The 12,361-nt window shown below is 64.5% G+C and carries 15 protein-coding genes; 12 read left to right on the top strand and 3 right to left on the bottom strand.

From position 1 onward, the window contains the following. Positions 1-11: 11 nt before the first annotated feature. The gene (locus tag LGQ10_RS29135) at positions 12-1,112 is read left to right on the top strand and encodes a sigma-54 interaction domain-containing protein (RefSeq protein ID WP_058435445.1); all 1,101 of its coding nucleotides are present in this window, start codon (positions 12-14) and stop codon (positions 1,110-1,112) included. Here the strand turns inward: LGQ10_RS29135 and LGQ10_RS29130 are convergent. Continuing rightward, positions 1,109-1,474, bottom strand: coding sequence for an antibiotic biosynthesis monooxygenase (locus tag LGQ10_RS29130; RefSeq protein WP_226523954.1), 366 nt, complete (start codon positions 1,472-1,474; stop codon positions 1,109-1,111). The two genes, LGQ10_RS29135 and LGQ10_RS29130, sit on opposite strands and share 4 nt — an antisense overlap. 105 nt (positions 1,475-1,579) lie before the next feature. On the opposite strand from LGQ10_RS29130, the gene soxR reads away from it, so the two are divergent. From soxR to LGQ10_RS29075, 11 genes are all read left to right on the top strand, one after another. Beyond that, a complete protein-coding gene (soxR, locus tag LGQ10_RS29125; protein WP_226523953.1) occupies positions 1,580-2,059 on the top strand; it encodes a redox-sensitive transcriptional activator SoxR in 480 nt (159 codons plus the stop codon). A gap of 253 nt (positions 2,060-2,312) precedes the next feature. Next, on the top strand, positions 2,313-2,780 hold the full coding sequence (locus LGQ10_RS29120) for a VOC family protein (RefSeq protein WP_058435448.1): 468 nt from the start codon (positions 2,313-2,315) through the stop codon (positions 2,778-2,780). Positions 2,781-3,050: 270 nt separating this feature from the next. Continuing rightward, positions 3,051-4,262 carry a PepSY-associated TM helix domain-containing protein gene (locus LGQ10_RS29115; protein WP_226523952.1) on the top strand — a complete coding sequence of 404 codons (1,212 nt, stop codon included), beginning with the start codon at positions 3,051-3,053 and terminating at the stop codon, positions 4,260-4,262. Further along, on the top strand, positions 4,259-4,801 hold the full coding sequence (locus tag LGQ10_RS29110) for a thiamine pyrophosphate-binding protein (protein ID WP_226523951.1): 543 nt from the start codon (positions 4,259-4,261) through the stop codon (positions 4,799-4,801). The genes LGQ10_RS29115 and LGQ10_RS29110 overlap by 4 nt, the downstream gene beginning before the upstream one ends. Continuing rightward, on the top strand, positions 4,798-5,136 hold the full coding sequence (locus LGQ10_RS29105; RefSeq protein WP_226523950.1) for a hypothetical protein: 339 nt from the start codon (positions 4,798-4,800) through the stop codon (positions 5,134-5,136). The genes LGQ10_RS29110 and LGQ10_RS29105 overlap by 4 nt, the downstream gene beginning before the upstream one ends. Further along, positions 5,133-5,705 (top strand): DUF6162 family protein, encoded by a 573-nt coding sequence (locus LGQ10_RS29100; protein WP_226523949.1) that lies wholly within the window; start codon positions 5,133-5,135, stop codon positions 5,703-5,705. The genes LGQ10_RS29105 and LGQ10_RS29100 overlap by 4 nt, the downstream gene beginning before the upstream one ends. A gap of 35 nt (positions 5,706-5,740) precedes the next feature. Next, positions 5,741-6,670 carry a metal ABC transporter substrate-binding protein gene (locus LGQ10_RS29095; protein WP_226523948.1) on the top strand — a complete coding sequence of 310 codons (930 nt, stop codon included), beginning with the start codon at positions 5,741-5,743 and terminating at the stop codon, positions 6,668-6,670. After that, a complete protein-coding gene (locus LGQ10_RS29090) occupies positions 6,667-7,410 on the top strand; it encodes a metal ABC transporter ATP-binding protein (protein WP_058436378.1) in 744 nt (247 codons plus the stop codon). The genes LGQ10_RS29095 and LGQ10_RS29090 overlap by 4 nt, the downstream gene beginning before the upstream one ends. Next, positions 7,410-8,309, top strand: a complete 900-nt coding sequence (locus LGQ10_RS29085; RefSeq protein ID WP_226523947.1) for a metal ABC transporter permease — start codon at positions 7,410-7,412, stop codon at positions 8,307-8,309. Before LGQ10_RS29090 ends, LGQ10_RS29085 begins: the two co-directional genes overlap by 1 nt. Then, entirely contained in the window at positions 8,310-9,299 is a 990-nt protein-coding gene (locus LGQ10_RS29080; RefSeq protein WP_058435358.1) for a metal ABC transporter solute-binding protein, Zn/Mn family, read from the top strand. A 266-nt stretch (positions 9,300-9,565) separates the two neighbouring features. After that, positions 9,566-10,393: a class I SAM-dependent methyltransferase gene (locus LGQ10_RS29075; RefSeq protein ID WP_058435359.1), complete on the top strand. Its 828-nt coding sequence runs from the start codon at positions 9,566-9,568 to the stop codon at positions 10,391-10,393. A 128-nt stretch (positions 10,394-10,521) separates the two neighbouring features. On the opposite strand, the gene LGQ10_RS29070 is transcribed toward LGQ10_RS29075, so the two are convergent. After that, positions 10,522-10,746 (bottom strand): MbtH family protein, encoded by a 225-nt coding sequence (locus LGQ10_RS29070; protein ID WP_058435360.1) that lies wholly within the window; start codon positions 10,744-10,746, stop codon positions 10,522-10,524. An 83-nt stretch (positions 10,747-10,829) separates the two neighbouring features. Then, entirely contained in the window at positions 10,830-12,242 is a 1,413-nt protein-coding gene (locus tag LGQ10_RS29065) for an aspartate aminotransferase family protein (RefSeq protein WP_226523946.1), read from the bottom strand. Positions 12,243-12,361: the final 119 nt, after the last annotated feature.

Here is a 12,361-nt window from a genome sequence, read left to right as displayed (position 1 = left end):
GGAGAATGCCCATGCAGCTACTGACCCTGCCCCCCTCGCCCGCCCTCGCGACCTCGATCCGTGCCACCGCCCAGGTGTTCGAGGACCCGAAATCCCAGGCCCTGCTGGCTCACCTGCAACAGGTGGCACCGAGCGAAGCCAGTGTGCTGATCATCGGCGAGACCGGGACCGGCAAAGAGCTGGTGGCACGGCATATCCACAACCTCAGCGCCCGGCGCAACCGGCCGTTCGTGGCAGTGAACTGCGGCGCCTTCTCGGAATCCCTGGTGGAAGCAGAATTGTTCGGCCACGAAAAAGGCGCGTTCACCGGTGCCCTCAGCGCCAAGGCCGGCTGGTTCGAGGAGGCCGATGGCGGCACCCTGTTCCTCGACGAGATCGGCGACCTGCCCATGGCTATCCAGGTCAAGCTGCTGCGCGTGCTGCAGGAACGGGAAGTGGTGCGCCTGGGTTCGCGCAAGAGCATCCCCATCGATGTACGGGTGCTGGCCGCCACCAACGTACAACTGGAAAAGGCCATCAATGCCGGGCATTTTCGTGAAGACCTGTACTACCGCCTGGATGTGGTCAGCCTGGAGTTGAGCCCACTGCGCGAGCGTCCCGGCGACATCCTGCCGCTGACCCGGCATTTCATCGAGGCCTACAGCCAGCGCCTGGGCTACGGCAACGTCAGCATCAGCCCGGAGGCCGAACACAAGCTCAAGCACTACAGCTGGCCGGGCAACATCCGCGAACTGGAAAACGTCATCCACCACACCCTGTTGATCTGCCGCAACGGCGTCATCGCCCAGGGCGACCTGCGTTTGTCGAACATGCGCATTGAGCGGGCCGACGATCACCACGCGGGGCCCGATGATTCGGCCGAAGGCCTGCTGGAGCGCGCCTTCCAGAAACTGTTCGAGGAACAGGCCGGTGCCCTGCACGAGAAAGTCGAGGACACCCTGTTGCGCGCGGCCTACCGTTTCAGTCACTGCAACCAGGTCCACACCGCCAACCTGCTGGGCCTGAGCCGTAACGTCACCCGCAGCCGACTGATCCGCATCGGCGAACTGGCCGTGAACAAGCGCCGTCCTGTCGACACTCTGAGCGAACGCATCCTGCAGCTTTCGATCTAGCCTGGCAGGTGGCAGTGCAACGCATCGTCGTGGCTGCGGGCGATGCTCGTGCGCACCTGGAACGAACCGAAGGTCACGGTCTTGGCCTGGTACGCCAGGAGCAACTGCCAGAAATCCTGCTCACCACTTTCGAAACGCTGGAATGCCGCCTCGCCGGCTTCGCGGGTTTGCCATTGCAGGTAATTGAGCACCCGGCGACCGTCATCGCTGGCTTGCACGCTGGCACTGAGAAAGCCGTCATACCCCAGTGCCAGGCATTCGCTCTGCGCTGCCAGGGCCGATACCAGGGCTTCTTGCTGATGAGGCTCGATCTCGAACTCGATCAATTGGGTAAAGCTGCGGTGTCTTTCAAAGGCGCTCATGGGTCATTCCCTACTGCGGAGAGGTTCTTGCGATTGGATGTACGGCAGGGTAAAACCTCCAGTTAAGTAAAGGTCAAGCCTGTTTTTTCAACTTTCGGTGCCCCGATGATCGATCACGACACCCTGCACAAGGAACTCACCGTCGGCCAGTTGGCGACTCGCAGCGGCGTGGCGGTGACCGCGCTGCATTTCTACGAAACCAAGGGGTTGATCAAGAGCCAGCGCAACCAGGGCAACCAGCGCCGCTACCCACGCTGGGTGCTGCGTCGGGTGGCGCTGATCAAGGTCGCACAGCGCCTGGGCATACCCCTGGCGGAGATCGGCCGAGCCCTGGCCACCCTGCCCGATGATCGCGCGCCCAGCGCTGCAGACTGGCAGCGCCTGTCCGAGCAATGGAGCCGCGAGCTGGACGCACGCATCCAGCAACTGAGCCTGCTGCGTGAACGCCTGAACCTGTGCATCGGCTGCGGCTGCCTGTCGATGGACGGCTGCCCGCTGCGCAATCAGGGCGACTATCTCGGGGAAGCCGGCCCGGGAGCCCGGCTGCTGGAGCCCGACGCCCCCACCGACAATCTGCCGTCCTAGCAACCTCGCCCAAGGCGGTGGCCGCCCGTCGCGCGAAGAATCGCGAGCGCCCTCAAAGGCGGGACAGTCCCGACACGCCCAAGAAAGCACTCATCGACAGCGGGACCAGGTGCCGAACCGCTGTAGCCCGGAGAACAGCGCGGCGATGTTGCCTGGACAACACCTCGTCGGCTCGTCCCGGTCCTGCAACATCCCGGGTATAGAGTGAAACCTGCTCGATTCGCTTCCAACAACAAGAACAAGGAGCCCCACCATGAGCGTCAAACCCATTCCCGAAGGCTTCAGTGGCGTCACCCCTTACCTGGGTATCCGGCGCGCCGCCGAGGCCATCGAGTTCTACAAGAAGGCCTTCGGGGCCGAACAGACCATGCGCCTGGACATGCCCGACGGCAGCGTCGGGCATGCCGAACTGCGTATCGGCGGCTCGGCCATCATGCTCGGCACCCCCTGCGACGAGACCCCGATGGAGAGTCCGGACACCCACAAGACTTCGGTAGGCCTGCATTTATATGTCGAGGATGTGGACAGTGTCTTCGCCCGGGCCATTGCCGCCGGCGCCAGTGAGGCATCACCGATCAAGGACCAGTTCTATGGTGATCGCAGTGGCAGCCTGCGCGACCCCTTCGGCCATATCTGGTTTATCGCCACCCGCAAGGAAGACCTGAGCGTCGAGGAAATCCACCAGCGCGCTGCACAACTGTTCCAGCAACAGCCCCATTGATTCCCCCCGGCGCCAGCATCCACAGGGGCTGGCGCCGGTCAGCCCAGCCTCGAGCCCTGCGGCTTTCCCGCCCGCCACGTCGAAAATCCCCTGGGTTTGAATCCGCTCTGAAACATTTACTTTCATATCACCTTTCGGGATTTACGATTCTCATTCGTCTTAATTAGATGCAGCAGGCCGCGTTGGCCATGGCCATGCCCGGCGCGAACTGCATCAGGCTCGGCCACGGTTCCAGTGCCGCTCCACTCCTCGAATCAAGACGTCCATTCAATGTCGAAGAAATCCCGTTCAAAAATCTGGTTTCTGGTGCACAGCTGGCTGGCACTGCCCATCTGGTTCTTTGTGCTGATCGTCTGCGTCACCGGCACCCTGGCGGTGGTCAGCCAGGAGATCGTCTGGCTGGCCAATCCCGATGTCCGCGCCAGCAAACCCACCGATGACGCCCAGCCCCTCAACTACGACCAGATCGTCCAGGCCATCAAACGCGCCGAACCCCAGACCCAGGTGCAGACCATCATCACTCCGGACGAAAGCCATTTTGCCCTAAGTGTCAGGGTCAGCTACCCAGATGGCCGCTCGCCAACGCTCTACGTCAATCCCTATAGCGGGGCGATCCAGGGCACCAGCCCGGATTTCGACTTCCAGGCGTTCACCCGCGCCCTGCACGGCTGGTGGCTTGTGCCCTTCACCAACGGCTACAGCTGGGGCTGGTACCTGGTGTCCTTGCTGGGCCTGCCGATGCTGATCTCGCTGATCACAGGCCTGGTGGTCTACAAGAAATTCTGGAAGGGTTTCCTCAAGCCGACCCTGCGCCTGCGCCATGGCGCACGGATCTTCTGGGGCGACTTCCACCGCCTGAGCGGCATCTGGTCGATCTGGTTCATCGCGGTAATTTCCATCACCGGCACGTGGTTCCTGATCGAGGCGACACTCTCGGACAACCACATCAGCATCTCCAGCGAGCCCATCGTCCCGGTAATCGCCCGGGAACAGGTACCGGTCAGTGCCGACGGCACCCCGGCTCCGATGATCAGCCTGGATCAGGCCATCGGCACCGCCACCCAGAAGATCCCCGGCTTCGACATCAGCTTCGTCAGCTTGCCAAGCAACGCCTACAGCCATCTGTTCGTCGGCGGGCGCGGCTGGTATCCACTGATGTTCCAGACCGCCAACATCAACCCCTACACCGGCTCCCTGGATTCCTCGTACCTGCTGGGCGACCGCTCCACTCTGGAGTTCGTCACCGAATCGATGCGTCCCCTGCATACCGGTGATTTCGGCGGAATCTGGATCAAGCTGATCTGGTTCTTCTTCGGCCTGGTGCTGAGCATGATGGTCCTCAGCGGCCTGCTGATCTGGACCAAGCGCACCGCCCTGGCCACCGCCAACGCCCTCAAGCGCGAGGAAAAGGCCGCCCGCGCACGCCCCAACCGCAATCCCGCCCCGGTCCTGGGCAGAGAAACCTCGGAGAGCCCCCTGTGAGCAAGACCCAGACCGCCACCCCGGACTCCCCCTTGAGCCGGCTCTGGCACAAGTGGCGCTTCCACCTGAACATCCTGCTGGTACTGATTCCCCTGGGTTTCATGCCCAAGTACTTCGCCGATGCCGCACTGTTTCGTGGCGACAGCGGCCTGGGCGAGCGCGAGATAGGTGAAGTCCAGGTCGGCCCCTGGAGCCTGCGCCTGGCGGAAATGCGCATCGAGCCACCTCGCAGCGACGGACCCGCCGGTTACCTGAAGAGTTTTAACGCCGCCCTGTGCCAGGCCTGTATCGATCCGGTCAAGGCCACCTACCTGCGCATCGGCAAGCCTCGCAGCCTGCGGGCCGCCGGGGTGATCTTCTTCGGCAGTCCCTACCGCATGGGCGCCAGCCTGCCGATCCCGGAAAAGACCAAGACCGACGCTGAACTGTGGATCACCATGGAAGGCTGGGACGGCAGCATGCACCAAGCGGCCATTCCCCTGCGCCAGGCTTCGCCGGCTACCGTGGCCTGGCTCGAAAAACAAGGAGGCAAACCATGATCCGCGCACTCTTCACCCGACGCGTCGGCGCCGCAGCCCTGCTGCTGGCCGGCGCGGCGTTCAGCCACAGCGCCCTGGCCCACAACCCCATGTGCGAATGCAAGGCCATCGACGCCGAGCAGATCCGCTGCACGGGCGGGTTTTCCGATGGCAGTGGCGCACCGGGCGTGACCCTGGATGTGATCGGCTACGACGAAACCATCCTGGTGCCCGGCAAGCTGGGGACCGATTCGACCCTGACCTTCAAGAAGCCCTCCAGTGAGTTCTACGTACTGTTCGATGCCGGCCCCGGCCACGTCGTCGAGATCGACCAAGCGGATATCGAGGCCCCATGACCCCTGCCACCACCCAGGTCGTGCGCCCCGCCGGCGCCGGCCATGAAACCCTCTACGTCCTGCTGCTCTGCCTGCTGATTCTGTGCACGGCCGCCAGCGTGGTGCTGTGGCATGGCGAAACCGACACCAGCAGCAGGGTCGCCGCCCACCAACTGGACGCACGACGCGACCTGAGCGCCGGCGAACAAGGCATCTACGCCGACCTGCGAGTGACCCTCGACGAGATCCACCTGCTGCAAGCCGAAGGACAAGCGCTGCCCACCCCCGGGCAACTGGCCGAGGAAGGCTTCGCGCCGTTTGCTCAGGACGCCAGCTCGGTCAGTCGTGGCGGCCACGCCTGGCAAGTGCTGGACCAGGCCTACCTGGGATTGAGCCAGAACCCCCAGGTCGCGGGCTCCTTCCTGATGCGCATCGACCTCGAAGACAGCGCCAGGGTCGACATCTGGCTCAACCGCAACCCTTCGCCTGCCGCCCCCGACAACCTTGGCGAACAACAGCTGATCGCTGCTGGCTGGCTGCAGGTGGTCGCGCAATTCGATGCCGGAGTGACCCGCCAGCACCGCCACTGAGTCCATGCATTTCCCCGAGAGAAGAACACTAGCCCATGCCCATTTCATCTCAACGCCGCTCATTCCTGCAGGTGCTGCTGGTCAGCTTGCTCGCCCTGGTCCTCAGCCCCCTGGCCAGCGCCGATACGGCCAAGCGCCTGCGCATCGGCATCACCCTGCACCCCTATTACAGCTATGTCGCCAACATCGTGGGCGACAAGGCCGAGGTGGTGCCGCTGATTCCGGCTGGCTTCAACCCCCATGCCTACGAGCCTCGGGCCGAAGACATCAAGCGCATCGGCACCCTGGACGTGATCGTGCTCAATGGCGTGGGCCATGACGACTTCGCCGATCGCATGATCGCCACCAGCGAGCGCCCTGACATCCCGGTGATCGAGGCCAATGAGAACGTGCCGCTGCTGGCCGCCACCGGCATCGCCGCCCGGGGTGCCGGCAAGGTGGTCAACCCGCATACCTTCCTGTCTATCAGCGCCTCCATCGCCCAGGTCAACAACATTGCCCGGGCACTGGGCAAGATGGACCCGGCCAATGCCAAGGTCTACACCCAGAACGCCCGCGCCTATGGCAAGCGCCTGCGACAGATGCGCGCCGACGCCCTGGCCAAGCTGACCCAGGCACCCAATGCCGATCTGCGGGTGGCCACCGTGCACGCCGCCTACGACTACCTGCTGCGCGAATTCGGCCTGGAAGTCACCGCCGTGGTCGAGCCTGCCCACGGTATCGAGCCCAGCCCCAGCCAGTTGAAGAAGACCATCGACCAGCTGCGCGAACTGGACGTCAAGGTGATCTTCTCGGAGATGGACTTTCCGTCCACCTACGTCGACACCATCCAGCGCGAATCCGGGGTCAAGCTCTACCCGCTGTCACACATTTCCTACGGCGACTACAGCGCCGACAAGTACGAAAAGGAAATGAAGGGCAACCTCGACACCGTGGTCCGGGCCATCCAGGAGGCCGGCGCATGACCGCCATCGAGACCCTGCTGCGGGGCCCGGCCATCGAGTTCGACCAGGTCAGCCTTACCCTCGGCCGCACCACCATCCTCGACCAGGTGACGTTCCAGGTGCAGCCGGGCAGCGTGCATGCCCTGGTGGGGCCCAATGGCGGCGGCAAGAGTTCGTTGATCAAGACCCTGCTGGGGCAGATGCCCCACCAGGGCGAGCTGCGCCTGCAGTGGCCGGATGCCCCGGGCACCATCGGCTACGTGCCCCAGGCCCTGGAGTTCGACCGTGGCCTGCCCATGACCGTGGACGACTTCATGGCTGCCATGTGCCAGCGCCGCCCGGCTTTCCTCGGTCTCAGCCGGCACTACGCCCAGGCGATCGGCGAAGCCCTGGAGCGGGTCGGCATGCAGGACAAGCGCAAGCGACGCATGGGCGCCCTGTCCGGTGGCGAACGCCAGCGGGTGCTGCTGGCCCAGGGCCTGATCCCGGCACCGCAGTTGGTGGTACTGGACGAACCCATGTCGGCCCTGGATGAGGCGGGAGCCCAGGTTTTCGAACGCTTGCTCCAGGACTGGCGCCAGAGCGGCATCACCCTGCTGTGGATCGAGCACGACCTGGAGGCCGTAGGTCGCCTGGCCGACCGGGTCACCGGTCTCAACCGCCAGGTGCTGTTCGACGGCCCGGCGCAGCAGACCCTCACCCCCGAGCGCCTGCTCAGCCTGTTTTCCACCCATCCACGTGCCGGCGGGAGCGCCATCTGATGAGTTACGAAGCTTTTCGCCTGATGGTCCAGGGCTGGGCTTCTTCCGGTTACCTGCCGGAAGCCCTGGCCTATGGTTTTGTGGTCAACGCCCTGCTCGCTGGCCTGCTGATCGGCCCGGTACTGGGCGGCCTGGGCACCCTGGTGGTGGTCAAGCGCTTCGCCTTCTTCTCCGAAGCCGTGGGCCACGCGGCCCTCACCGGGGTAGCCATCGGCATCCTGCTGGGCGAGCCCTACACCGGCCCCTATGGCAGCCTGTTCGGCTACTGCCTGCTGTTCGGCATCCTGCTCAACTACCTGCGCAACCGCACCGGCCTGGCCCCGGATACGCTGATTGGGGTGTTCCTCTCGGTATCCCTGGCCCTGGGTGCCAGCCTGCTGCTGATCCTGGCCGGCAAGATCAACGTGCACATCCTCGAGAACGTGTTGTTCGGCTCGGTACTCACCGTCAACGGCAACGACCTGCTGGTGCTGTTGATCGTCGGTTCGCTGGTACTGGGCCTGAGCCTGCCGTTGTACAACCGCATCATGCTGGCCAGCTTCAACCCGCAACTGGCCGCGGTGCGCGGGGTCGCGGTGAAGACCCTGGACTACCTGTTCGTCATCCTGGTGACCCTGATCACCGTGGCCGCAGTGAAAGTCATCGGCGCCATCCTGGTCGGCGCCCTGCTGGTGATCCCGGCTGCGGCGGCGCGCCTGCTCAGCCAGTCGCTCAAGGGCTTCTTCTGGATCTCGGTGAGCATTGCCACCGTCTCTACCCTGTGCGGCATCCTGCTGCCCATCGTCTTCGACCTGCCGGTCCCCTCCGGCGCCGCGATCATCCTGGTGGCCGGCATCTGCTTCGCCCTGGCCGCCATCGCCCGCGGCACCGTCCCCAGCCTGAAAGGGAATATCGGATAAATGCACAACTCATTACCTCTCCTGCCGCTGCATCGCCTGGCCCTGGCCCTGGTTCTTGGCGGGCTGATCAGCAGCCCGGCCCTGGCCGAGCGTGACCACTTCGAACCGATGCGCGTGGTAGCCAACCACGGCATGGGCAACACGGCGCTGCACCGCGCCACCTCAAGCAAACCGCTGACGGTGCTGGCTTCCCTGCCGGTGACCTTCGGCCTCGGCCAGCTCCTCCTGCAAGGCACGGACATCCAGTTGGAACGGGCGGCCCCGGCCAATTTGCCAGGCTCGCGGCAGACCGCCTACTTCACCGGACGCGGCGCTCCGGCCCTGGGCAAGCTGGCACAGGGCGCAGATGCAGTGATCGGCTTGCGCTCGATCTGGCCGGACGACCCGCTGTACCCCAACGCCCGGCGCAGCAATATCCGTATCGTCGAAATCGACGCCGCACGCCCCGTGGACGGCGCCCTGCCCGGCGTCGCGCTGCAACCGGGCAAAAGCGACGGACTGAACGCCCAGCCCTGGCTGTCGAGCAACAACCTGGGGCGCATGGCCGATGTGCTGGCGGCCGACCTGGTCCGCCTGGCCCCCGAGGCCAAGCCCCGGATCGAGAGCAACCTGGCCGGCTTGAAACAACGCCTGCTCAAGCTCAGCGCCGACAGCGAAGCGCGCCTGGCCGAGGCCGACAACCTCAGTGTGCTGAGCCTCTCCGAACACTTCGGCTACCTGATCGGCGGCCTGAACCTGGAGCTGCTGGAGGTGGACGCCCGGGCCGACAACGAATGGACGCCCGAAGCCCTGAAGAAACTGCAGGCACGGCTCAAGGACAACGACGTGGCACTGGTGCTGCACCATCGCCAGCCATCCGATGCGGTCAAGGCCACCATCACCGCCGGCGGCAGCCAGCTGCTGGTCCTGGAAACCGACAGCGCCGACCCAGCCAGCGAACTGGAAACCAACCAGCAGAAGATCATCCAGGCCCTGGCCCCGCAAACCTGATCCTGTAGCCGCTGCCGAGCCTGCGAGGCTGCGCAAAGGTCCGCAGGACCTTGCCTGGCGATTTCCCGTCGAACCTCCAGCGGTCTTGAAAACTCTACGTCCCTGCGACGGAGTGCCCCTAGACCGTTCGCGGGCCAGGCACCGGCTACAGGGCCGGGCGAACCAGCGGGCAAGGCGGCGGCGCTTACATATTCCCTCAAGATCGCAGTTGTTTCCCGGTGCTAGTCTGCTGGCCGTCAATGATGCCCAGACAGGAAATCTGCACCATGAGCGACTCCTTCGACCTCAACCGGACCAACTGGGATGAGCGCGCGCCCCTCCACGCCGCGTCGCCCGATTATGCAGTCCAGCGCTTTATCGATGAGCCCGACTACCTGTCGGACGTGGTGCAGTTCGACCGACCGCTGCTGGGCGATATCCGCGGCCTGCGCGGGGTGCATCTGCAATGCCATATCGGCACCGACACCCTGTCCCTGGCACGCCTCGGCGCTCAGATGAGCGGGCTGGATTTTTCGTGCGCCTCGCTGGCCGAAGCCCGCACGTTGGCGCTGCGCTGCGAAACGCCAATCGACTACGTCGAATCCGAGGTCTACAAGGCTGCGCAGGTGCTGCCCGAACAGACGTTCGACCTGGTGTACACCGGCATCGGCGCCCTGTGCTGGCTGCCACAGATCGAGCCCTGGGCTCAGGCCGTCAGCGCGCTGCTCAAGCCGGGTGGACGGCTGTTCATCCGTGAAGGCCATCCGATGCTCTGGGCACTCAACGAAGAACACAGTGACTCGCTGCAGGTAGAGTTTCCCTACTTTGAATACCACCAGCCACTGGTCTGGGACGACGAAAACACCTACGTCGAAACCAGCGAGGCGCTCAAGGCCACGGTGACCCACGAATGGAACCATGGTCTGGGCGAAATCATCAGCGCCCTGCTGGCCCAAGGCCTGGAGATCACCGGCCTGGTGGAACACCAGAGCATTCCCTGGGAAGCCCTGCCCGGGCAGATGGACGTCGATGATTTCGGCGAGTGGCGACTCAAGGAGGCGCCATGGCGCCTGCCGTTGAGCTACACCCTGCAGGCCGTCAAGCGCAGGGCCTGAGGGCCGGGCATGAAAAAGCCTGCTGAACGCTAGGGTTCAGCAGGCTTTTTTGCGTTTGGCGAGGCTGAAGGACCAGCGGCCCTTTTCTCAGCCTCGCGCTGCCTGGCAGGCACCGCAGGTGCCGAGGATCAGCCGGCCACGGCCTGCTGGTCCATCTTCTGACGCAGGCTCAGTGGACGCATGTCGGTCCAGACCTCCTCGATGTAGGCCAGGCATTCTTTCTTGAAGCCGCTCTTGCCCACGGTGCGCCAGCCTTGTGGCACGGCCTTGTAATCAGGCCAGATCGAGTATTGCTCTTCATGGTTGACCACTACCTGGAACAGGATGTCGTCGCGGTCGAATACGGAAGTCATTGCTTGTCTCCATCACTGAATGAGTGTCGCCGCACCCGGGGCACGGCGATGCTGTAGAAGGAACGAACCAGGGCGACGGAAAATTAGAGGCTGGCCACCGCGGCCGCCACCGCCTTGCTGAAGATCTCCGCCACCTGGTCGATCTGCGCCGCAGTGATCACCAGCGGCGGCAGGAAACGCACCACGCTGCCATGACGCCCGCCCAATTCCAGGATCAGGCCGCGCTTGAGGCACTCGCGCTGCACCAGCGGCGCCAGGCGCTGATGCTGCGGCGGATGCCCCAAAGCGTCCGGCGTACCGGCCGGGTCCACCAACTCCACGCCAAGCATCAGGCCGCGACCCCGCACGTCACCCAGTTGCGGGTAGTCGCGCTGCAGGATCGACAGATGCTCGCGTAGACGCTCGCCCATGGCCGCCGCATGTTCGGTCACCCGGTGTTCCTTGAGATATCGCATCACCGCGGAACCGGTGGCCATGGCCATCTGGTTGCCACGGAAAGTGCCGGCATGGGCGCCTGGCTGCCAGGTGTCGAGCCAGTCGCGATAGACCATCACCGCCAGCGGCAGGCTGCCGCCGATGGCCTTGGACATCACCACCACGTCCGGGATGATTCCGGCGTGCTCGAAGGCGAACATCTTGCCGGTCCGCCCGAAACCGCTCTGGATTTCATCGACGATCAACGCCACCCCGGCCTTCTCGGTAATGCGGCGCAAGCCCCGCAGCCAATCCAGATCGGCCGGGATCACACCGCCCTCGCCTTGCACAGCCTCGACAATCACTGCCGCGGGCAGGGTCACGCCGGCCTCGGGATCGGTCAGCAGGTTTTCCAGATAGTTCAGATTGGCCTTGACGCCTGCGGCGCCGCCAAGCCCGAACGGGCAGCGGTAATCATAGGGAAACGGCAGGAACTGCACGCCATTGTTCAACAGGCCAGCCAGCGGCCGTTTCGGCCCCAGGCTGCCCATCAGGCTCAACGCGCCCTGGCTCATGCCGTGGTACGCCCCCTGGAACGACAGCACGGTGCTGCGGCCAGTGGCGGTGCGGGTCAGCTTCAAGGCAGCCTCCACCGCATCGGTGCCGGTCGGTCCGCAGAACTGGATCCGGGCCTCGGCGGCTAGGGCCTCGGGCAGTAGGCCGAAGAGGTCCTGGACGAACTGGTCCTTGACCGGCGTGGTCAGGTCCAGAGTCAGCAACGGCAGCTCATCGGCCAGCACCTGCTGGATCGCGGCAATCACCACCGGATGATTGTGGCCCAGGGCCAGTGTCCCTGCGCCGGCCAGGCAATCGATGAAGCGGCGCCCTTCGACATCCTCGACGTGGATACCGCTGGCCCGCTTGAGCGCCAGGGGAATCCGCCGCGGGTAGCTGCGGGCATTGGATTCCTGGCGATTCTGGCGAGCCAGCAGGGGCGACTCGTCGAACTGATAAAGCGTCTCGGCCGCAGGGGCGACAAGGCCCACCGGCTGATCTTCCATAAGGCTGGTAACGGCTGACATTTGTGGAACCCTCACGCTGCAATTTGAGCAAAACGGCCACCGGCCGGATGCGCAGCCAGGTGGGGGTGCGCATTGACAGGCTTTCCTGTTCTGAAAACGCACCAGCAGGGTCGGGATTT

This window comes from Pseudomonas sp. L5B5, assembly GCF_020520285.1.
Lineage (GTDB): Bacteria > Pseudomonadota > Gammaproteobacteria > Pseudomonadales > Pseudomonadaceae > Aquipseudomonas.
This window is presented reverse-complemented; position numbering and strand designations above follow the sequence as displayed.

Excerpts from the sequence above, each read along its gene's own strand:
- LGQ10_RS29065 (WP_226523946.1), bottom strand. The coding sequence starts at position 12,242 with ATGTCAGCCGTTACCAGCCTTATGGAAGATCAGCCGGTGGGCCTTGTC.
- LGQ10_RS29130 (WP_226523954.1), bottom strand. The coding sequence starts at position 1,474 with ATGAGCGCCTTTGAAAGACACCGCAGCTTTACCCAATTGATCGAGTTC.
- LGQ10_RS29115 (WP_226523952.1), top strand. The coding sequence starts at position 3,051 with ATGTCGAAGAAATCCCGTTCAAAAATCTGGTTTCTGGTGCACAGCTGG.
- LGQ10_RS29080 (WP_058435358.1), top strand. The coding sequence starts at position 8,310 with ATGCACAACTCATTACCTCTCCTGCCGCTGCATCGCCTGGCCCTGGCC.
- LGQ10_RS29090 (WP_058436378.1), top strand. The coding sequence starts at position 6,667 with ATGACCGCCATCGAGACCCTGCTGCGGGGCCCGGCCATCGAGTTCGAC.
- LGQ10_RS29095 (WP_226523948.1), top strand. The coding sequence starts at position 5,741 with ATGCCCATTTCATCTCAACGCCGCTCATTCCTGCAGGTGCTGCTGGTC.
- LGQ10_RS29120 (WP_058435448.1), top strand. The coding sequence starts at position 2,313 with ATGAGCGTCAAACCCATTCCCGAAGGCTTCAGTGGCGTCACCCCTTAC.
- LGQ10_RS29105 (WP_226523950.1), top strand. The coding sequence starts at position 4,798 with ATGATCCGCGCACTCTTCACCCGACGCGTCGGCGCCGCAGCCCTGCTG.
- LGQ10_RS29085 (WP_226523947.1), top strand. The coding sequence starts at position 7,410 with ATGAGTTACGAAGCTTTTCGCCTGATGGTCCAGGGCTGGGCTTCTTCC.
- LGQ10_RS29070 (WP_058435360.1), bottom strand. The coding sequence starts at position 10,746 with ATGACTTCCGTATTCGACCGCGACGACATCCTGTTCCAGGTAGTGGTC.
- LGQ10_RS29075 (WP_058435359.1), top strand. The coding sequence starts at position 9,566 with ATGAGCGACTCCTTCGACCTCAACCGGACCAACTGGGATGAGCGCGCG.
- LGQ10_RS29135 (WP_058435445.1), top strand. The coding sequence starts at position 12 with ATGCAGCTACTGACCCTGCCCCCCTCGCCCGCCCTCGCGACCTCGATC.
- soxR (WP_226523953.1), top strand. The coding sequence starts at position 1,580 with ATGATCGATCACGACACCCTGCACAAGGAACTCACCGTCGGCCAGTTG.
- LGQ10_RS29100 (WP_226523949.1), top strand. The coding sequence starts at position 5,133 with ATGACCCCTGCCACCACCCAGGTCGTGCGCCCCGCCGGCGCCGGCCAT.